Annotated in this window: 16 protein-coding genes; 10 read left to right on the plus strand and 6 right to left on the minus strand. The window is 60.8% G+C overall.

Annotated features, from left to right (window positions below; all coding sequences use genetic code 11):
* Nucleotides 1–165 precede the first annotated feature (165 nt).
* Nucleotides 166–612 (plus strand): response regulator, encoded by a 447-nt coding sequence (locus ACYP2Q_RS11450; RefSeq protein ID WP_459730537.1) that lies wholly within the window; start codon nucleotides 166–168, stop codon nucleotides 610–612.
* Nucleotides 613–708: 96 nt separating this feature from the next.
* Here ACYP2Q_RS11450 and ACYP2Q_RS11455 read toward each other — a convergent pair whose 3' ends face one another.
* Entirely contained in the window at nucleotides 709–2,886 is a 2,178-nt protein-coding gene (locus tag ACYP2Q_RS11455; RefSeq protein WP_459730538.1) for a malate synthase G, read from the minus strand.
* Between the two features lie 502 nt (nucleotides 2,887–3,388).
* Between ACYP2Q_RS11455 and ACYP2Q_RS11460 the strand changes: the two genes are divergently transcribed.
* Entirely contained in the window at nucleotides 3,389–3,907 is a 519-nt protein-coding gene (locus ACYP2Q_RS11460; protein ID WP_274075541.1) for a glycine cleavage system transcriptional repressor, read from the plus strand.
* Between the two features lie 215 nt (nucleotides 3,908–4,122).
* Here the strand turns inward: ACYP2Q_RS11460 and rarD are convergent, their stop codons facing one another.
* From rarD to ACYP2Q_RS11485, 5 genes are all read right to left on the minus strand, one after another.
* The gene (rarD, locus tag ACYP2Q_RS11465; RefSeq protein WP_459730539.1) at nucleotides 4,123–5,010 is read right to left on the minus strand and encodes an EamA family transporter RarD; all 888 of its coding nucleotides are present in this window, start codon (nucleotides 5,008–5,010) and stop codon (nucleotides 4,123–4,125) included.
* A gap of 217 nt (nucleotides 5,011–5,227) precedes the next feature.
* Nucleotides 5,228–6,202 (minus strand): serine/threonine protein kinase, encoded by a 975-nt coding sequence (locus ACYP2Q_RS11470; protein ID WP_459730540.1) that lies wholly within the window; start codon nucleotides 6,200–6,202, stop codon nucleotides 5,228–5,230.
* Nucleotides 6,203–6,318: 116 nt separating this feature from the next.
* Nucleotides 6,319–8,220 carry a PhoX family protein gene (locus ACYP2Q_RS11475; protein WP_459730541.1) on the minus strand — a complete coding sequence of 634 codons (1,902 nt, stop codon included), beginning with the start codon at nucleotides 8,218–8,220 and terminating at the stop codon, nucleotides 6,319–6,321.
* Nucleotides 8,221–8,287: 67 nt separating this feature from the next.
* A complete protein-coding gene (locus ACYP2Q_RS11480; RefSeq protein ID WP_459730542.1) occupies nucleotides 8,288–9,052 on the minus strand; it encodes a TOBE domain-containing protein in 765 nt (254 codons plus the stop codon).
* Between the two features lie 62 nt (nucleotides 9,053–9,114).
* Nucleotides 9,115–9,855 carry a double zinc ribbon domain-containing protein gene (locus ACYP2Q_RS11485; RefSeq protein WP_459730543.1) on the minus strand — a complete coding sequence of 247 codons (741 nt, stop codon included), beginning with the start codon at nucleotides 9,853–9,855 and terminating at the stop codon, nucleotides 9,115–9,117.
* A 94-nt stretch (nucleotides 9,856–9,949) separates the two neighbouring features.
* Here ACYP2Q_RS11485 and bioB point away from each other — a divergent pair, with 94 nt between their 5' ends.
* From bioB to ACYP2Q_RS11525, 8 genes are all read left to right on the plus strand, one after another.
* Nucleotides 9,950–11,005, plus strand: coding sequence for a biotin synthase BioB (gene bioB, locus ACYP2Q_RS11490; protein ID WP_459730544.1), 1,056 nt, complete (start codon nucleotides 9,950–9,952; stop codon nucleotides 11,003–11,005).
* Nucleotides 11,006–11,124: 119 nt separating this feature from the next.
* Nucleotides 11,125–12,303 carry an 8-amino-7-oxononanoate synthase gene (gene bioF, locus ACYP2Q_RS11495; protein WP_459730545.1) on the plus strand — a complete coding sequence of 393 codons (1,179 nt, stop codon included), beginning with the start codon at nucleotides 11,125–11,127 and terminating at the stop codon, nucleotides 12,301–12,303.
* Entirely contained in the window at nucleotides 12,296–13,027 is a 732-nt protein-coding gene (locus ACYP2Q_RS11500) for an alpha/beta fold hydrolase (RefSeq protein ID WP_459730547.1), read from the plus strand. The genes bioF and ACYP2Q_RS11500 overlap by 8 nt, the downstream gene beginning before the upstream one ends.
* Nucleotides 13,020–13,832: a malonyl-ACP O-methyltransferase BioC gene (bioC, locus tag ACYP2Q_RS11505; protein WP_459730548.1), complete on the plus strand. Its 813-nt coding sequence runs from the start codon at nucleotides 13,020–13,022 to the stop codon at nucleotides 13,830–13,832. Before ACYP2Q_RS11500 ends, bioC begins: the two co-directional genes overlap by 8 nt.
* Complete coding sequence (bioD, locus tag ACYP2Q_RS11510; RefSeq protein ID WP_459730549.1) at nucleotides 13,829–14,509, plus strand: dethiobiotin synthase; 681 nt, start codon at nucleotides 13,829–13,831, stop codon at nucleotides 14,507–14,509. Before bioC ends, bioD begins: the two co-directional genes overlap by 4 nt.
* A gap of 128 nt (nucleotides 14,510–14,637) precedes the next feature.
* Nucleotides 14,638–14,934 (plus strand): pyrroloquinoline quinone biosynthesis protein PqqE, encoded by a 297-nt coding sequence (locus tag ACYP2Q_RS11515; protein WP_459730550.1) that lies wholly within the window; start codon nucleotides 14,638–14,640, stop codon nucleotides 14,932–14,934.
* A 253-nt stretch (nucleotides 14,935–15,187) separates the two neighbouring features.
* Nucleotides 15,188–16,993 carry a phenylacyl-CoA dehydrogenase gene (locus ACYP2Q_RS11520; protein ID WP_459730551.1) on the plus strand — a complete coding sequence of 602 codons (1,806 nt, stop codon included), beginning with the start codon at nucleotides 15,188–15,190 and terminating at the stop codon, nucleotides 16,991–16,993.
* Between the two features lie 600 nt (nucleotides 16,994–17,593).
* Entirely contained in the window at nucleotides 17,594–19,720 is a 2,127-nt protein-coding gene (locus ACYP2Q_RS11525) for a cytochrome-c peroxidase (protein ID WP_459730552.1), read from the plus strand.
* Nucleotides 19,721–19,839 lie beyond the last annotated feature (119 nt).

The raw sequence follows: 19,839 nt of genomic DNA on the forward strand, positions 1-19,839 counted from the left end.
GTAGGCCGCAAACGTGATGCAGTGTCGGAAAGAACCTACTCAAACGTGAGAAAAACCTCACCTTTCCCCTATTGGAAAATTTTCCGACGGAGTGCACATTGATGGCGTGCTTAGCGATGTCTCACCACTGTGCTAGGGAATTGAATTGAACATGTAGAGAATGCCATGTCCGACCACGATATTTTGAGTGATGCCGAGCGCCAGGCGCTCAGTGACGTCATGCTGGAACCCGATCTGCCGCCGCAGCGGGTACTGATCGTCGACGACGACAAGGACGCTCGAGAGTTGCTGTCGGAGATTCTGGCGCTGGATGGTATTCGTTGCATGACGGCAGCCAGCGGTGAAGCCGCGCTCAAGATGTTGGAAGAGAAACCCTCGATTGGTCTGGTGATCACCGACCTGCGCATGGGCCATGTCGACGGCCTGGACCTGATTCGCCAGGTGCGCGAATCGGTGCGGGCGGCGTTGCCGATCATCATCGTCTCCGGCGATGCCGACGTGAAAGACGCCATCGCCGCGATGCACCTGAGCGTGGTGGACTTTCTGCTCAAGCCGATTGATAGCGGCAAATTGTTGGGGCTGGTCAAACATGAGTTAGGCATGGAGCCCTGACCCATCTGTAGGAGCCAGCAAGCCGGCTCCTACAGGTCAAATAAAAAGCCCTGATCGCAAGATCAGGGCTTTTTCATGTCCGGCGTCAACGCTCAGTTACAGGCCATTGGCAGCCTTGAACTCGCGACGACGACGGTGCAGAACCGGCTCGGTATAGCCGTTCGGCTGCTTGGTTCCTTCCACCACCAGTTCGACGGCCGCCTGGAAGGCGATGTTGCTGTCGAAGTTCGGGGCCAGCGGACGGTACAGCGCATCACCAGCGTTCTGGCGATCCACCACCGGCGCCATGCGCTTGAGGCTTTCCATCACTTGCTCTTCGGTGACGATGCCGTGGCGCAGCCAGTTGGCGATGTGCTGGCTGGAAATACGCAGCGTGGCACGGTCTTCCATCAGGCCGACGTCATTGATGTCCGGCACCTTCGAGCAACCAACGCCCTGGTCGATCCAGCGCACCACATAACCGAGAATACCCTGGCTGTTGTTGTCCAGTTCGTTCTGGATCTGTTCGGCGGTCCACTGCGGGTTCACGGCCAGCGGGATGGTCAGGATGTCGTCCACCGACGCATGGGAACGCTTGGCCAGTTCGGCCTGACGGGCGAACACGTCAACCTTGTGGTAGTGCAGTGCGTGCAGCGCTGCGGCGGTCGGCGAAGGCACCCAAGCGGTGTTGGCGCCGGCCAATGGGTGAGCGATTTTCTGTTCCAGCATCGCCGCCATCAGGTCCGGCATCGCCCACATGCCTTTACCGATTTGCGCGCGGCCTTGCAGGCCGGTGCTCAAGCCGATATCGACGTTGGAGTTCTCGTAGGCGCCAATCCATTTTTCCGCCTTCATGTCGGCCTTGCGCACCATCGGGCCGGCTTCCATGGAAGTGTGGATTTCGTCGCCGGTACGGTCGAGGAAGCCGGTGTTGATGAACACCACGCGCTCGCTGGCGGCCTTGATGCAGGCCTTGAGGTTGACCGTGGTACGGCGCTCCTCGTCCATGATGCCGACTTTCAGGGTATTGCGCGGCAGGCCCAGCACGTCTTCGATGCGCCCGAACAGCTCGTTGGTGAACGCCGCTTCTTCAGGGCCGTGCATCTTCGGCTTCACGATGTAGACGGAGCCGGTGCGGGTGTTTTTGCGCGAAGTGTTGCCGTTGAGGTTGTGCATCGCCGCCAGGCAAGTCACCAGGCCATCGAGGATGCCCTCAGGCACTTCGTTGCCGTCTTTGTCGAGGATCGCATCGATGGTCATCAGGTGACCGACGTTGCGCACGAACAACAACGAACGACCGTGCAGGTTCACCGCGTTACCGTCGACACCGGTGTAGGTGCGGTCGGCGTTCATGGTGCGGGTAAACGTCTTGCCGCCCTTGGCGACTTCTTCCGACAGGTCGCCCTTCATCAGGCCGAGCCAGTTGCGGTAGATCACCACCTTGTCATCGGCATCGACGGCGGCGACCGAGTCTTCGCAGTCCATGATGGTGGTCAGTGCGGCTTCCATCAGGATGTCTTTGACGCCGGCAGCATCGGTCTGGCCGACCGGGGTGCTGGCATCGACCTGGATTTCGAAGTGCAGGCCGTTGTTTTTCAGCAGGATTGCGGTCGGCGCCGAGGCATCGCCCTGGAAACCGATCAGCTGGGCGTCGTTGCGCAGGCCGGTGTTGCTGCCGCCCTTGAGGGCGACGACCAGTTTGCCGTCAACGATTTTGTAGTGAGTGGAATCGACGTGGGAGCCGGCTGCCAGGGGCGCCGCTTCGTCGAGGAAGGCGCGGGCGAAGGCGATGACCTTGTCGCCGCGAACCTTGTTGTAGCCTTTGCCTTTTTCCGCGCCGTCAGCCTCGCTGATGGCGTCGGTGCCGTAGAGCGCGTCGTACAGCGAACCCCAGCGGGCGTTCGAGGCATTGAGCGCGAAGCGGGCATTCATCACCGGAACCACGAGCTGTGGACCGGCCATGCGGGCGATTTCTTCATCGACGTTTTGCGTCGTTGCCTGGAAATCGGCCGCTTCTGGCAGCAGATAACCGATGTCTTGCAGGAAGGCTTTATAGGCCACGGCGTCGTGTGGCTGACCGGCACGGGATTGGTGCCAGCCATCGATACGAGCCTGGAAATCATCGCGTTTGGCGAGTAGGGCTTTGTTCTTCGGCGCCAGGTCATGAATGACCTTGTCGGCACCGGCCCAGAACTTATCGGCGGTGAGGCCGGTACCGGGAATGGCTTCGTTGTTCACGAAGTCGAACAGGACTTTGGCGACCTGCAGGCCACCGACTTGAACGTGTTCAGTCATTGCTTGCCTCACTCTGCTCAGCTATTTCGCTTTTCAGCTCTTCAAATTAACAATGAAGCCTCTGGCCATTTAAACCACAAACCCTGCGACCAGTACATGCCATTTCTGACGGCTGGGTGGGGACCAATCAACGGCTTTAGGGCCTTGCTGACAGGGCTTTCAGGGATGCGACTGCGCCTGTGGCGGACATCGATCCAACGTTATGTAGTGCGCGCAGCGGCATACTACATGATGAGTTGCGGTTGTGAAAATTAGACTAATTACGTCGTTCTGCGACCCCGTGACGCATTGCAGTCACGTCGCGGATCGGGATGTTCTCAAAAAACCATGAGATTGTTCCAGTTAAATATAAAAAGTTGTACACGATTTATGGCTGGGCAGTAGGTCGGTGGCGCACTTGGTCGCTGGCAAGCCAGCTCCAACAGGCGATGGCGTCAGTCGATTCAGCACGGTAACAACCCTTGCCTATACTTCTCTTTCAATAACAAAAGAGGGCTGCGCCATGGACCACCTCGTACTCACTGTTTTTGCACCGGACAAGCCTGGGCAGGTCGAGCGCATAGCCCAATGCATTGCCGAGCAGGGCGGCAACTGGCTGGAAAGCCGCATGTCACGCATGGCCGGGCAATTCGCCGGGATTCTTCGGGTCGGGGTACCGGCGGAAGCCTACGACTCTCTGGTTGATGCCTTGCAAGGATTGTCGGCCCATGGCATTCGCGTATTGATCGCCGAAAGCGGCATCGAGCAATCGTGCACCTGGAAACCGATCGCCATGGAATTGGTGGGCAATGACCGGCCGGGGATCGTGCGCGACATTACGCGCTTGCTCAGTGAGCAGGGGGTCAACCTGGAGCGATTGGTGACTGAAGTGCGTCCGGCCCCCATGAGCAGCGAGCCGCTGTTCCACGCCGAAGCGATACTGGCCGTGCCGTTGACGCTGTCCCTGGACGTGCTGCAATCGCGCCTGGAAACCCTGGCGGACGATCTGATGGTGGAATTGGTGCTGCGCAGTGAGCCTTGACTGGGTTATCCAGATTAATCGTGCACCCGCCTGTGGATAACCTGTAGAGACAGCCCGCGAGGCCACGCCGGCCGGGGCTTTTCAAGTATTGATCAAAAAACCAGCAGTTTCAGTAACTTGCGCACAAACGGCGGGGATCACGCTGTGGATAACCTTGGGAAGGATCGATGCAGGCCACGGAGAACGTGGCCTGCAGAGGTTTGTGCGTTTTTTGATCAGCTGCGGCGACGCAGGCTGAGCCAGGCATCGACGCTGTAAACCGCCAGGCCGGCCCAGATGAAGATGAACGCCACCAGCGTACTGGACGACAAATGCTCGCCAAACAGCAGTACGGCTTGCAGCAGTACCAGGGTCGGCGCCAGGTACTGGAGAAATCCCAGCGTCGTGTAGGGCAGATGCCGCGCGGCGGCGTTGAAACAGACCAGCGGCACCAGCGTCACCGGGCCGGCAGCCACCAGCCACCAGGCTTGGGAGGTGGTCCAGAATTCAGCCTGGGCGCTGCTCGCAGTTGGATTGAGCAGCAACCAGCCCAGCGCGATCGGCACCAGCATCCAGGTTTCGACCACCAATCCCGGGAGCGCCTTGACCGGCGCCTGCTTGCGAATCAGCCCGTAGAAACCGAAGGTCAATGCCAGCACCAGTGACACCCAGGGCAGGCTGCCGACTTGCCATACCTGTTGCGCCACGCCAACCGCCGCCAGCCCCACTGCAAGCCATTGCATGCGGCGCAGCCGTTCGCCGAGGATCAGCATCCCCAACAGCACGTTCACCAAGGGGTTGATGTAGTAACCGAGGCTGGCCTCGAGCATGCGCCCGTTGTTCACCGACCACACATACGTTAGCCAGTTGGCGGCGATCAGCGTGCCGCTCAGGGCCAGGATCGCCAGCCGACGAGGGTTCTCCCGCAGCTCGCGCCACCAGCCCGGGTGTTTCCAGACCATCAGCAGCAAAGCACCGAACAGCGCCGACCACAGCACGCGGTGAATGATGATCTCGACCGCGGGTACGCTGGCGATGGCTTTGAAATAGAGTGGGAAAAGTCCCCAGATGATATAGGCACTCAGGCCCAGGATGTACCCGCGACGCGGGTTGGCGGCTTGCATGCAGAATCCTTGCTTAGGCAGCTAACAAAGAGGGGGATTGTAAGGAGATTTGTCTACGGATGTCCTGCCTGAATAGGTTGGGCAATTGTGAACATCGGTATCTGTAGGAGCGAGCTTGCTCGCGACGGAAGTCAACGATAACGCGTACTGTCTGGATAAACGCGTTGCCCTTGTGTTTTTCGCGAGCAAGCTCGCTCCTACAGGGGGATTCGTGTAGTCAGAAGAGTTTCAGGGGTTCTTCATTGAGCGCCGCCAGCTGCTCGCGCAACGCCAGTACCTGATCCCCCCAATACCGCTCGGTACCAAACCACGGAAAGCTGCGCGGGAAGGCCGGGTCGTCCCAGCGCCGGGCTAGCCAGGCGCTGTAGTGCATCAGGCGCAGCGCGCGCAGGGGTTCGATCAGCGCCAGTTCCCGGGGGTTGAAGTCGTGGAACTCGTTGTAGCCGTCCATCAGTTCCGACAACTGGCCCAGGCAGTCCTGGCGATCGCCGGCCAGCATCATCCAGATGTCCTGCACTGCCGGGCCCATGCGGCAGTCGTCGAGGTCGACGATGTGGAACATCTCGTCGCGGCACATCATGTTGCCGGGGTGACAGTCGCCGTGCATGCGGATGTTCTGGTGCGGTGTATTGCTGTAGGCATCTTCCACACGCTTGAGCAGGTCGCGGGCCACGGACTCGTAGGCCGGCAGCAGGCTGCGGGGGATGAAATTGCCTTCGAGCAAGGTTGCCAGCGAGTCATGGCCGAAGTTTTTTACTGCCAGTGCCTCACGGTGCTCGAACGGCTTGGTCGAGCCTACCGCATGCAGACGGCCGAGCAGTTGTCCCAGGCGATACAGCTGATCGAGATTGCCGGGCTCCGGCGCGCGGCCGCCGCGGCGGGGGAACAGGGTGAAACGGAAGCCATTGTGTTCGTGCAGGGTTTCACCGTTGTGGATCAGCGGCGCGACGACAGGCACGTCGACCCCGGCGAGTTCGAAGGTGAACTGGTGTTCTTCCAGGATCGCTTCGTTGGTCCAGCGCTGTGGACGGTAGAACTTGGCGATCAGCGGCTCGGCGTCTTCGATGCCGACCTGGTAGACACGGTTTTCGTAGCTGTTGAGCGCCAGAATGCGGGCATCGCTGAGAAAACCGATGCTTTCGACGGCATCGAGCACGAGGTCTGGGGTGAGCGTTTCAAACGGGTGGGCCATGCTGACTCCTGCGCGCAGCAGGCTGCTGCGTCCGGCCAGGCATGGTAGCGCAGACAGACATGGATAGGTTGTGACTGTGCTGACGCCTTCGCTGGCTTGCCAGCGAAGGGGCCCTGTCAGGCGCCGACTATCCCGTCATCCTCCCGGGTAATCACCATCACCGAAGACCGCGGCTTGCCATTGGGCAAATGCTCCGGGAAGGTCGAACCACCGTTCTCCCCCGGATGCTGGATCCCGACGAACAACGTCTTCTGGTCCGGCGAGAAACTGATGCCCGTCACTTCGCAGCCAATCGGACCGACCATGAACCGGCGAATTTCCCCGGTCGCAGGGTCGGCGCAGAGCATCTGGTTGTTGCCCATGCCGGCGAAATCACCGGCATTGCTCGAATCGCCATCGGTTTGTATCCACAGGCGCCCGGCCTTATCGAACGCCAACCCATCCGGGCTGTTGAACATGTTCTGCGCGGTGATGTTCGACGAACCGCCCTTTGGCGTGCCGGCATGCACTTGCGGGTTGCCGGCGACCACGAACAGATCCCAGGCAAAGGTGTTCGAGGCGTGGTCGTCGCGGTCGGTGCGCCAGCGCAGGATCTGCCCGTAGACATTCTTCTCGCGCGGGTTCGGCCCGCCCACCGGCTGCCCGTCTTCGCCGCGTTTGGCATTGTTGGTCAGGGTGCAGTAAACCTGGCCGTCCGTGGGGCTGACGACGATCCATTCCGGACGGTCCATGCGCGTGGCCTTCACCACGCTGGCCGCCAGACGCGCGTGGATCAGCACCTGGCCCTGGTCGGCAAAACCACTGTTGGCGTCGATGCCGTTTTTGCCGTGGGTGAGCTCGATCCATTGCCCTTGGCCTTTGGGATGATCGGCATTGCCGTCGCCCGCGTCGAAACGGGCCACGTACAGGGTGCCGTGGTCCAGCAGGTCGTGGTTGGCCTTGGGGTTCTTGTGGTTGATCTTGTCGCGGCTGACGAACTTGTAGATGAACTCGCCGCGCTCATCGTCGCCCATGTACACCACGGCGTGGCCGTCTTTGGTTTCAGCCAGGGCGGCGTTTTCATGTTTGAAGCGGCCCAGTGCGGTGCGCTTGACCGGGGTCGATTTCGGGTCGAACGGGTCGATTTCGACCACCCAGCCGTGGCGGTTGAGTTCGTTGGGATTGTTCGCCAGGTCGAAGCGCGGATCGTGTTGATGCCAGTTGATGTCTTTGCTGGGCGCCACCACGCCGTAGCGTTTCTGCGCGGCGTCGAACTTCTGCTCGGCATTGGTGCTGCCAAAGCAATCGGTGAAGTTCTCTTCACAGGTCAGGTAGGTGCCCCACGGCGTCTTGCCGTTGGCGCAGTTCTGGAACGTGCCGAGGACGGTTTTGCCGTGCGCATCGGCACTGGTTTTCAGCAGCGCGTGACCGGCGGCCGGGCCGCTCAGGTTGATCGGCGAGTTGCCGTGGATGCGGCGGTTGTAGGGCGAGCCCTGGACGAACTGCCAATGGCCATCCTTGCGCTGCACTTCAATCACCGACACGCCTTCGCAGGCCAGCGCCTTGTGCACTTCTTGCGCCGATTGCGGCATGCCCGCATGGGGGTAGAGGTAGCGGTAGTTGGTGTATTCGTTATTGATCGCCATCAGCGCCCGGTTGTTGTCATTGGGGAAGGCGAACAGGCTCATGCCGTCGTTGTTGTCACCGAACTGGACTTCCTGATGCTCGGCGGAGCCGTTGCCGCTCGCGTCGAAGGCCGGGCCGTTGTTCTGCAGGGGCTGGCCCCAACTGATCAGTACCGAAGACTTGTAGCCGGCTGGCAGGGTGATCGCGTCGCTGGTCGCGGCGGGAATGCTCTCGAAACCCAGCAACCGGCTGGTGCCGGCGCTGACACTGGCGGCCAATGCGCTGCGGCTCAGCAGGTTGCCGCCGAGGAACATGGCGGCACCGCACAAGGCACCTGCGCTGATGAAACCACGGCGGCTGAGGCCGACCATCTGTTCGAGGTCGGTGGGTTGGTTGTCTTCTAATAGGCTCACATCAGGCTCCCTGCGATTTTTGCAGTCACCTTAATGGTGGGCGATGAAGCTTTTGTTGCAGTTGTATTTAAAGTGGCGTGCCGAGCAATACGTTGGAGGGCGAGAACTGCGCGCGTACTGGTTTTCCGGGGGTCAGCTTGCGCGATTGCAAATGCCAGGGCTCGGCCAGAGCGCAGAGCGTCTGGCCATTGGGCAGGCCGATGCGCACTTCGCAGGGGCCGTCTTCGGCGTCGAGGATTTCCTCGATGACGCCTTCGAGGCAATTGTGTCCGGGTGTTGCTTCGTCGCCGCTGCCCAGCACATCAAGCCAACCGGCCTTGATCAGGGCGACCACTTCGGTGCCGGTTTGCAGGTCCAGGCGCACGGTGCTGTCGTGGGTGATCTGCACAGCGATGCTCAGGCCTTCGGCCAGTTCAAGGCGGATCCGGTCGTTATGACCCTGGGTTTCAATGGCCATGACCTTGCCGTGCAACTGGTTGCGTGCGCTGGTCCTGAGCATCAGGCGACCGAGCAGGTCGAGGTCGCTGGCGTCTTCAGCAGCTTCCAGTACCTGGGCCTGCAACACCTGCAGCTTTTGATAGAGGCGCAGCACTCGCTCGCCTTCGGCGGACAGCTTCGCGCCGCCACCGCCTTTGCCGCCAACACTGCGCTCCACCAGCGGTTTCTGCGCAAGGTTGTTGAGTTCATCGATGGCATCCCAGGCGGCCTTGTAGCTCAGGCCCGCGCTTTTCGCCGCGCGGGTGATCGAGCCCTGTTCGGCGATGTGTTGCAGCAGGGCAATGCGTTGCGGGCGGCGGACAATGTGCTGGGACAACAACGTAGGCAAGGACATGGCAAGACGCTTTGGGCTAGGGCGATGTGCGGACGTTGGCGGCTCGGGCCCCGGGAGTCAAGTCACGGCGACTCACCAGGTTTGGGTGTGCGTGCGAGGCAATAGACATCGACCCGCGTGGCGCCCGCATCCATCAACAGTCGAGCCAGTGCTTGCGCGGTTGCGCCAGTGGTCAGCACGTCATCCACCAGCGCCAGGTGGCGACCCTTCACCAAGGCGTCGGGCGCCAGGGAGAAGGCATGATGCAGGTTCTTTTTTCGGGCCGCGGCGTTCAGGTCCTGTTGGGCATTGGTGTCCTGGGGCCGCGATAGCAACCGTTCATCGCAAGGCACGTCGAGGCGTTCGCTGAGCCAACGCGCCAGCATTGCAGCCTGATTGAAGCCTCGTTGGCGCAGACGCCGGGCAGCCATCGGCACAGGTACCAGCGCATCGGGTCGGGGCAGGTCATCGTCGAAGCGATGTTGCAGGGATTGAGCAAGAAGTTCGCCGAGCAGGTGGCCCAATGGCCATTTCGCACTGTGTTTGAAGCGGGTAATCAGGCTGTCGATCGGGAAGCTGTAGGTCCAGGGAGAGACTACTCGTTCGAAGGCTGGCGGTTGGCTTAGGCATTGGCCGCACGTCAGGCCGGCAGCGGGCAAGGGCAGGGCGCAGGTCTGGCAGTGATCGCCGAGCCAGGGCAGTTCGGATTCGCACGCCATGCAAATTGGCGTGGCGCCATCGGCGGCTTCATCACACAGTAAACAGTGTTGGTTGTTTATTGACCAGATGTAAACCGGTCCATCGTATCGTGGTTGACAGCGCATGACTCTTCCTTAAATATGCCGAAACACCTGTGATGCGCCAGTGGAAATTCCCTTTCCCGGTCGCCTGCCAAAGCATAAAACAAAGGAAACGCCCATGAGCGCCAGCACCTCTGCAACTTTGCGTCATGACTGGTCTTTGGCCGAAGTCAAAGCACTCTTCGTTCAGCCATTCAATGACCTGTTGTTCCAGGCGCAGACGGTGCACCGCGCGCATTTCGACGCCAACCGCGTCCAGGTATCGACCCTGCTGTCGATCAAGACCGGTGCCTGCCCGGAAGATTGCAAATATTGTCCGCAATCCGGTCACTACAACACCGGCCTGGAAAAAGAAAAGCTGATGGAAGTGCAGAAGGTCCTCGAAGAGGCCGCGCGCGCCAAGGCCATCGGCTCGACCCGTTTCTGCATGGGTGCGGCGTGGAAACACCCGTCGGCCAAAGACATGCCTTACGTGCTGAAGATGGTCGAAGGCGTCAAAGCCCTTGGCCTGGAAACCTGCATGACCCTCGGTCGCCTCGACCAGGACCAGACCGAAGCGCTGGCCAAGGCCGGCCTTGACTACTACAACCACAACCTGGACACCTCGCCTGAGTTCTACGGCAGCATCATCACCACCCGCACCTACAGCGAGCGCCTGCAAACCCTGGCCTATGTACGTGAGTCGGGGATGAAGATCTGCTCCGGTGGCATCCTCGGCATGGGCGAGTCCCTCGACGACCGCGCCAACCTGCTGATCCAGCTGGCCAACCTGCCGGAGCACCCGGAGTCGGTGCCTATCAACATGCTGGTGAAAGTCGCCGGCACGCCGCTGGAAAACGCCGAAGACATCGACCCGTTCGACTTCATCCGCATGCTCGCGGTTGCGCGGATCCTGATGCCAAAATCCCACGTGCGCCTGTCCGCCGGCCGCGAAGCCATGAACGAGCAGATGCAGGCCCTGGCGTTCTTTGCCGGCGCCAACTCGATTTTCTACGGCGACAAACTGCTGACCACTGCCAACCCGCAGGCGGACAAGGACATGCAGTTGTTCGCACGTTTGGGGATCCTGCCGGAAGCCCGCGAAGAACACGCCGACGAAGTGCATCAGGCCGCGATCGAGCAGGCGCTGGTGGAGCAGAAGAGCAGCGAGCAGTTCTATAACGCTGCCGTGTAATCAATGTTGAACCTGTAGGAGCCGGCTTGCTGGCGATGGCATCACCACGGCTGATCAAATTGACCGAGGCGATGCCATCGCCAGCAAGCCGGCTCCTACGATCTGACACCGAGGCCTGCATGTCTTTCGATCTCGCCGCACGCCTGGCTGCCCGTCGTGCTGAAAATCTCTATCGCCAACGTCCACTGCTGCAAAGCCCACAAGGCCCGCAAGTGGTGGTCGACGGCCAGCCATTGCTGGCGTTTTGTAACAACGACTACCTGGGCCTGGCCAATCATCCGCAAGTGATCGAAGCCTGGCGCGCCGGAGCTGCGAAGTGGGGCGTGGGTGGCGGGGCTTCGCATCTGGTCATCGGCCATAGCAGCCCGCATCACGCCCTGGAAGAAGCGCTGGCCGACCTCACCGGTCGCCCGCGCGCCTTGTTGTTCACCACCGGCTACATGGCCAACCTGGGTGCGGTCACGGCGCTGGTGGGGCAGGGCGATACGGTGCTCGAAGACCGGCTCAACCATGCTTCGCTACTGGACGCCGGGCTGTTGTCTGGCGCACGTTTCAACCGCTATCTGCACAACGACGCGACGAGCCTGGCCACGCGCCTGGAAAAAGCCACCGGCAATACGCTGGTGGTCACCGACGGCGTGTTCAGCATGGATGGCGACATCGCCGATCTGCCGGCGCTGGCTCGGGAAGCCAAGGCAAAAGGTGCGTGGCTGATGGTCGATGACGCGCATGGTTTTGGTCCCCTGGGTGCTCAGGGTGGTGGCAGCGTCGAGCATTTCGGCCTGAGCCAGGAAGACGTGCCAGTGCTGGTCGGTACGCTCGGCAAGGCGTTCGGAACGGCAGGTGCTTTTGTCGCCGGCAGCGAAGAGCTGGTCGAGAGCCTGATCCAGTTCGCCCGCCCCTACATCTACACCACCAGCCAACCCCCGGCCCTGGCCTGCGCGACCCTGAAAAGCCTGGAGCTGCTGCGCAGCGAGCACTGGCGCCGCGAACATTTGCAGGCGCTGATCCGCCAGTTCCGCCACGGTGCCGAACAGATCGGCCTGGAGCTGATGGACAGCTTCACGCCGATCCAGCCGATCATGATCGGTGACGCCGGGCGCGCGGTGCGGTTGTCGCAGATGCTGCGCGAACGCGGTTTGATGGTGAGCGCGATCCGCCCGCCAACCGTACCGGCCGGCAGCGCCCGACTGCGCGTGACCCTGACCGCCGCCCATAGCGAGGCGCAAGTACAGCTATTGTTAGAGGGACTGGCCGATTGTTATCAACGACTGGGACCGGAGCCTGGCCATGCGTGATCAACTGATTCTGCTGCCCGGCTGGGGCCTCGGGGTTTCACCATTGGAACCGTTGGCCGCCGCATTACAGGGGCTGGACGAACACCTGCGGGTGGAAATCGAGCCGCTGCCTGAGCTGGATTCGAGCCATCTCGAACATTGGCTCGATGAACTCGACGCCAGCGTGCCACAGGACGCCTGGCTGGGCGGGTGGTCGCTGGGCGGCATGCTCGCCTCCGAGTTGGCGGCGCGCCGTGGCGACCGTTGCTGTGGCCTGCTGACCCTGGCGAGCAACCCTTCTTTTGTCAGCCATGAACAATGGCCAAACGCAATGCCCGGCGAAACCTTCGATGCCTTTCTGGCGGGTTGTGCAGCCGATCCTCGCGCGACGTTGAAGCGCTTTTCTCTGCTCTGCGCCCAAGGTGCCGAAGACCCGCGCGGCTTGTCGAGGCTGTTGCTCGGGGGCGCGCCACACTCTTCAGCGGGGGTGCTGATGAGTGGCCTGGCGTTGCTCGCGCAACTGGACACCCGCCAGGCCCTGCAGACGTTCCGCGGTCCGCAATTGCATCTGTATGCCGGCCTCGACGGGCTGGTACCGGCCGAAGCCGCCGAGGCGTTACTGGCGTTGCTGCCGGATGTCGAAATCGGTCTGATCGAACAGGCCGGCCACGCGTTCCTCCTGGAAAATCCCCACGGTGTGGCGGGGGCGATCCAGGCCTTTTTGCATGAGAGCGGCGATGACTGATTTATCCTTTTTCCAACTGCCAGGCGGTTTGCCCGACAAACGCCAGGTTGCCGCCTCGTTTTCCCGTGCAGCGCAAAGCTATGACAGCGTGGCCGAGTTGCAACGTGATGTCGGTAGCCAGTTGCTCAGCCGATTGCCGCAGGCGTTCGTGCCGCAGCGCTGGCTCGACCTTGGGTGCGGCACCGGCCATTTCAGTCGGGCGCTGGGCGAGCGTTTTCCCGCGGGCCAGGGCTTGGCGCTGGACATCGCCGAAGGCATGCTCAATCACGCGCGGCCATTGGGCGGCGCCACGCACTTCATCGCCGGCGACGCCGAGCGCATGCCGTTGCGCGATGCGACGTGCGACCTGATTTTCTCCAGCCTGGCGGTGCAATGGTGTGCGGACTTCGCTTCGGTACTCAGCGAGGCCCATCGGGTACTGAAACCCGGTGGGGTTTTCGCATTTGCTAGTCTATGCGTGGGCACGTTGTTCGAACTGCGTGACAGCTGGCGTCAGGTGGATGGCATGGTGCACGTCAACCGCTTCCGCGAGTTCGGCGTTTATCAACAGCTGTGCGCGGCCAGCGGCTTGCGGGCGATCAGCCTGGAAAACCAACCGCATGTGCTGCATTACCCGGACGTGCGCAGCCTGACCCATGAACTCAAGGCCTTGGGCGCGCATAACTTGAACCCCGGGCGGCCGGGCGGCTTGACCGGTCGGGCGCGGATACTCGGCCTGGTCGAGGCTTATGAGCAGTTTCGTCAGGCCCAAGGCCTGCCGGCGACTTATCAAGTGGTGTATGCCGTTTTGGAGAAACCCTTATGAGCTCCGCGTATTTCATCACCGGTACCGACACTGACGTCGGAAAAACCACGATTGCCGCCGGCCTGCTGTACGCCGCGCGATCAGCCGGATTAAGCACGGCAGCGGGCAAGCCGGTGGCCTCTGGCTGCGCGGTGACGCCCAAGGGCCTGCGCAATGCCGACGCGCTGGCGCTCATGGCCGAGTGTTCGCTGCCCCTGACCTACACCCAGGTCAATCCGCTGGCGTTGGAGCCGGCGATTGCGCCGCACCTGGCCGCCCGCGAGGCAGGCATCGCGTTGACCGTGCAATCGCTGCTGACGCCGATGCGGGAGATTCTCGACATGCAGGCCGATTTCACCCTGATCGAGGGCGCTGGCGGCTGGCGCGTGCCATTGGCGGACCAGGATAATCTGTCGGACCTGGCGATGGCGCTGGACCTGCCGGTCATCCTCGTGGTCGGTATACGCCTGGGCTGCATCAATCACGCGTTGCTGACGGCAGAGGCGATTGCCCGGGACGGTTTGCAACTGGCGGGATGGGTGGCCAACATCATCGATCCGAAGACCGCGCGCCTTGAAGAAAACCTCGCGACCCTCGCCGAACGTCTCCCGGCGCCGTGCCTTGGGCGGGTACCGAAACTCAAGGTGGTCACGGCTGAAGCGGTGGCGGAGCATCTGCAACTGGATCTGCTGGACTAGGTATTTGGCTATGGCACGGCATTGTGCCATTAGTGTTTTTGACGGGCGATTTCCCGGTATGTCTGCTTCAATGAGTACTGACGGCTCTTATTGAGCGTTGACGACTCTTTGCAAGGACGAGTTCTTCCATGGAAATCTCGGGAAACACCGCTTTTTATGCCGGTCTGAGCACTGTTCAGGCGGGGCAGAACCGTGTCGATCAAGCCGCCGGACAAATCGCCAACACGACGATCGAGCGTTCGGTGACCAGCCAATCTTCCGAAGCCCAGGCCGATCGCCTGCGTTCAGTCGACCGTAGTCAGCAATCAGACCTCGTGAGCAGTACTATCGCCATGGCCGAAGGCCGGTTTCAGGTGGAGCTGGGTGCCAAAGTCGCCAAGGCTTCCGACGAAATGCTTGGCACCCTGATCGATACCTACGCCTGAACTCACGCTGAAAGCGCACCATCTGACGGGTACGTTTTCAGCGTGAGTCCTGCTATCCAATATATTTCTCGCGCTGCGCGTTGCTCAGGTCTACGGCGTCAGGCCCGCGTGCGCGCTGATGGGGGGTGGCATGACGAATGGCAAAAGATCGGTGCTTGACAAGATTTAGGCGTAAACGTATGTTTCAAACAACTGTTTGATCGTTTCGACGACGGTCGCTCATTCCCGGTTACATCAGCAGAGGTTTATCGCTATGCCTGACTACAAGGCCCCCTTGCGTGATATTCGCTTCGTTCGTGACGAACTGCTCGGCTACGAGGCGCACTATCAGAGCCTCCCGGCTTGTGCAGACGCAACTCCAGACATGGTTAGCGCCATTCTTGAAGAAGGCGCCAAGTTTTGTGAGCAGGTGCTGGCTCCGCTGAACCGCGTGGGCGACCTCGAAGGCTGCACTTGGAGCGAGTCCGGTGTTAAGACCCCGACTGGCTTCAAAGAGGCGTACAAGCAATTCGTCGAAGGCGGCTGGCCAAGCCTGGCCCACGACGTGGAGCACGGCGGCCAAGGCTTGCCGGAGTCCCTGGGTCTGGCAATCAGCGAAATGGTTGGCGAATCCAACTGGTCGTGGGGCATGTACCCGGGCCTGTCCCATGGTGCGATGAACACCATTTCCGAGCACGGCACGCCTGAGCAACAAGAGGCTTACCTGACCAAGCTGGTTTCCGGCGAATGGACCGGCACCATGTGCCTGACCGAACCGCACTGCGGCACCGACCTGGGCATGCTGCGCACCAAGGCCGAGCCTCAGGCCGACGGTTCCTACAAAGTTTCCGGCACCAAGATCTTCATCTCGGCCGGTGAGCACGACATGGCCGACAACATCGTCCACATCGTGCTGGCCCGCCTGCCGGATGCACCGGCTGGCACCAAAGGCATCTCGCTGTTCATCGTGCCGAAGTTCCTGCCGAACGCCGATGGTTCGGTTGGCGCGCGTAACGCCGTATCCTGTGGTTCCCTGGAACACAAGATGGGCATCCACGGCAACGCCACCTGCGTGATGAACTTCGACGCGGCCACCGGTTACCTGATCGGCCCGGCGAACAAAGGCCTGAACTGCATGTTCACCTTCATGAACACCGCACGCCTGGGTACCGCGCTGCAAGGCCTGGCCCACGCCGAAATCGGTTTCCAGGGCGGCCTGAAATACGCTCGCGATCGTCTGCAAATGCGCTCGCTGACTGGCCCGAAAGCGCCGGACAAAGCCGCTGACCCGATCATCGTGCATCCGGATGTACGTCGCATGCTGTTGACCATGAAGGCATTCGCCGAAGGCAACCGCGCGATGGTTTACTTCACCGCCAAGCAAGTCGACATCGTCAAGTACGGCGTGGATGAAGAAGAGAAGAAGAAAGCCGACGCACTGCTGGCCTTCATGACGCCAATCGCCAAGGCCTTCATGACCGAAGTCGGTTTCGAGTCCGCCAACCACGGCGTGCAGATCTACGGCGGCCACGGCTTTATCGCCGAGTGGGGCATGGAGCAGAACGTTCGCGACAGCCGCATTTCGATGCTGTACGAAGGCACCACCGGTATCCAGGCACTCGACCTGCTGGGCCGTAAAGTGCTGATGACCCAGGGCGAGGCCCTCAAAGGCTTCACCAAGATCGTCCACAAGTTCTGCCAGACCAACGAAGGCAACGAAGCGGTCAAAGAGTTCGTCGAACCGCTGGCTGCACTGAACAAGGAATGGGGCGAGCTGACCATGAAGGTCGGCATGGCTGCCATGAAAGATCGCGAAGAAGTCGGCGCGGCCTCCGTGGACTACCTGATGTACTCCGGTTACGCCTGCCTGGCCTACTTCTGGGCTGACATGGCGCGCCTGGCTGCCGAGAAACTGGCTGCCGGCACTTCCGAAGAGGCGTTCTATACCGCCAAGCTGCAGACTGCGCGCTTCTACTTCCAGCGCATCCTGCCGCGTACCCGCTCTCACGTTGTTACCATGCTGTCGGGCGCCAACAACCTGATGGACATGAAAGAAGAAGATTTCGCGCTGGGCTACTAAGTCTTAACGCGCTTCTTCAACAGCCGCTGTTCCTTTGGGAACGGCGGCTTTTTTGTTTAAAAGTTATTGTTTGGTTAACGTTGTGTGCAGGTTTGTTTTCTGAAAGTGCAATGAGCTAATTCAGTTGTGTTTGTAGTGATACTTTCTCAGGAAGATAGCTTCGCCTGATTTCATTAATTGCCTCTTGTCGAGCTAGTTCATTGCTGTTGAGCAAATACTTTGCCAACGCGTTGGCCCGCGCAAGCCTGTGTGTCAGCGTCCTGCAAATGGCCGATTTTGGGGGCTATTACCCAGTGTTGGGGAGGGCTTCCACCAAAGTTGCGCAAGTCGCTGTGGTTAAATTTCGATCAAGCAAAAAAATATAAAGATCTTTCTCTGAAATCTTTTGTTACGACTACAGTGCAAGTAAGCGTCGCCGCAAGCGCGCCCCGCCAACCGCTATTAGCCAATGATTAGCGAGTACTTTGCCAGTACCGTAATGCCCTGCACGCTGCAACTTGATTCTCTAGTTGTAGTGTCAGCACGATTCCTGGCCATGAGTCCAACTCGCGACGGGTTGCCGGAGCCTTGGCAGCTCTGATCTGAATCGGGAGTGACATCATGCTGAAGTACTTGCGCATCCTTCGAACAAACCCCCTGGCCTGCGCGATCGCGGGCGTACTGATCAGCACCGGTGTCTTTGCCGCTGACCCGGCCGAGGTCGACCCACCCGTGCCTGAGGTGCCCACGCTGCAGTCGCTGCGCGGCATGACCCCGCCCGACCCTTCCGGTACCGAAGGCGGGCGCAAGGTCGACCTGATGACCGACTATGTGCTCAATCGCTCAGCGGCCATCCTCCTGGGCAAGGCCCTGTTCTGGGACATGGAGATCGGCAGCGACAGCACGACCGCTTGCGCCTCCTGCCACTATCACGCCGGCGTTGATCACCGAACCACCAATCAGCTCAATCCCGGCCAGGCGCACACCAATGCCAACGTCGCGTCGATCTTCAACAAGCCGTTCGTTGCGTCCGACATCCCTGGTGACGTGGCTTCCTATAAGACCCTGTCCGGGGGCAAGGGCGGCCCGAACTACCTGCTCAAGAAAGCCGACTTCCCGACCCATGTGCTGACCAATCCCTTGGATCGCAACTCACCCATCCTCTATTCGAGCGATGACGTGATCGGCTCGCAAGGCGTGTTCGACGCCAACTTCGTCAAGCCCAACCAGCCGCGGTTCGACAAATGCACCCAGCAACCGGACGGCATCTTCCAGGTCGGTGGCATCAATGTTCGCCGTAGCACCGGGCGCAATGCGCCGTCGGTGATCAACGCTGCGTTCAACGTGCGCAATTTCTGGGACGGCAGGGCCAACAACGTGTTCAACGGCTTCTCACCCTTTGGCAATCGCGATCCCGATGCCGGGATCTACGTGACCAATGAACGCAGCACCGTGGCGGTCAAGGTACGCATGGCGCTCAGCGATGCCTCGGCCGCGTCGCAGGCCGTGGGACCGCCCGGCAGTGCCGTCGAGATGTCCTGTGGCGGACGCACCTTTGCCGACATTGGCCGACGCATGCTCGACACGCTGATGCTTAAGCAGCAGCGCATCTCGTCCACCGACTCGGTGCTCGGTCCGGTTTCCGGGGCGCGGCGTCCGACTTATCGCGAGCTGATCAAGAACGCGTTCCAGCCACGGTTGTGGAATGCCACGCAGAACGTGCTGGTGGGCGGTGCGCCCTACACCCAGATGGAGGCCAACTTCCCGTTGTTTTTCGGCCTGGCGATCCAGATGTACGAAGCCACGCTGGTATCGGACCAGGCGCCGCTGGATGCCTATTTACAGGGCGATCACTCGGCCATGAACGACCAGCAAGTCCAGGGTATGAATCTGTTCCTGGGCAAGGGCAAGTGCGTCAACTGCCACGGTGGCGCAGAGCTGACCAATGCCGCCAGTCGCTTGCAGTTCCATCCCCGCGAACGCATCGAACGCATGGTCATGGCGGATAACCTGACCACGCTCTACGACAACGGTTTCTACAACACCGGCGTGCGCCCGACCTCGGAAGACCTGGCGCTCGGTGGCGCCGATGCCTGGGGCAACCCGTTGTCCTTCACCCGTGAGTACAACAGCCAGTTGCAGGGCGGCAAGATCCCTGACCCGCTGGATGTCGATGTCTGCACCTTCGAAGCGCCCTTGAGCGCAGCATTGCCTTGCGATGCAACGCTGCAACCCAATGTCGGTTTCCGCGACGCGGTCGATGGTGCCTTCAAGACCCCGACGCTGCGCAACATCGCGCTGACCGGGCCGTATTTCCACAATGGCAGCCGCGCCACGCTCAAGCAGGTGATGGAGTTCTACAACCGCGGCGGTGACCGGCGCGGTGAGGACGCGAGCAACACCAGCGGTTTCGAGCACCCGTCGGTCAATCAGCACAACGGCTCGAACCTCGATCCGGACATGACCAACTTGAACCTGACCTCGGATGAGATCGATGCGCTGGTCAAATTCATGGAGGTCGGGCTGACCGATCCGCGGGTCGCGTGGGAACGGGCGCCGTTCGATCATCCGTCACTGGTGCTGCCACAGGGTCATGTAGGTGATGAGAACACCGTGACGCAAAAACCGGTCAGTCCGAAGATCACCACTCGCCAGGCCATGGACGCCAACATTCAGCTCAAGCCGATCGGAGCCGAAGGCCGCAGGGCCGATGAGGGACCACTGCAGCCGTTCTACAACGACCTTTGAACCCATTTTCCCTTGCGTCACTGGTGGCTTTGGTTGCTGGCAGTGACGCTGTTTTGAAAATACCTCGCTAAAAGGCTAAGTAAGTCCCGGTTTCTGCCGTTACAGTCATGGGCACATTG

The sequence above is a fragment of the Pseudomonas sp. MHK4 genome, from assembly GCF_054600775.1.

Excerpts from the sequence above, each read along its gene's own strand:
- ACYP2Q_RS11515 (WP_459730550.1), top strand. The coding sequence starts at position 14,638 with ATGGAAATCTCGGGAAACACCGCTTTTTATGCCGGTCTGAGCACTGTT.
- ACYP2Q_RS11450 (WP_459730537.1), top strand. The coding sequence starts at position 166 with ATGTCCGACCACGATATTTTGAGTGATGCCGAGCGCCAGGCGCTCAGT.
- bioD (WP_459730549.1), top strand. The coding sequence starts at position 13,829 with ATGAGCTCCGCGTATTTCATCACCGGTACCGACACTGACGTCGGAAAA.
- ACYP2Q_RS11470 (WP_459730540.1), bottom strand. The coding sequence starts at position 6,202 with ATGGCCCACCCGTTTGAAACGCTCACCCCAGACCTCGTGCTCGATGCC.
- ACYP2Q_RS11520 (WP_459730551.1), top strand. The coding sequence starts at position 15,188 with ATGCCTGACTACAAGGCCCCCTTGCGTGATATTCGCTTCGTTCGTGAC.
- rarD (WP_459730539.1), bottom strand. The coding sequence starts at position 5,010 with ATGCAAGCCGCCAACCCGCGTCGCGGGTACATCCTGGGCCTGAGTGCC.
- ACYP2Q_RS11525 (WP_459730552.1), top strand. The coding sequence starts at position 17,594 with ATGCTGAAGTACTTGCGCATCCTTCGAACAAACCCCCTGGCCTGCGCG.
- bioB (WP_459730544.1), top strand. The coding sequence starts at position 9,950 with ATGAGCGCCAGCACCTCTGCAACTTTGCGTCATGACTGGTCTTTGGCC.
- ACYP2Q_RS11500 (WP_459730547.1), top strand. The coding sequence starts at position 12,296 with ATGCGTGATCAACTGATTCTGCTGCCCGGCTGGGGCCTCGGGGTTTCA.
- bioC (WP_459730548.1), top strand. The coding sequence starts at position 13,020 with ATGACTGATTTATCCTTTTTCCAACTGCCAGGCGGTTTGCCCGACAAA.
- ACYP2Q_RS11455 (WP_459730538.1), bottom strand. The coding sequence starts at position 2,886 with ATGACTGAACACGTTCAAGTCGGTGGCCTGCAGGTCGCCAAAGTCCTG.
- ACYP2Q_RS11485 (WP_459730543.1), bottom strand. The coding sequence starts at position 9,855 with ATGCGCTGTCAACCACGATACGATGGACCGGTTTACATCTGGTCAATA.
- ACYP2Q_RS11480 (WP_459730542.1), bottom strand. The coding sequence starts at position 9,052 with ATGTCCTTGCCTACGTTGTTGTCCCAGCACATTGTCCGCCGCCCGCAA.
- ACYP2Q_RS11460 (WP_274075541.1), top strand. The coding sequence starts at position 3,389 with ATGGACCACCTCGTACTCACTGTTTTTGCACCGGACAAGCCTGGGCAG.
- bioF (WP_459730545.1), top strand. The coding sequence starts at position 11,125 with ATGTCTTTCGATCTCGCCGCACGCCTGGCTGCCCGTCGTGCTGAAAAT.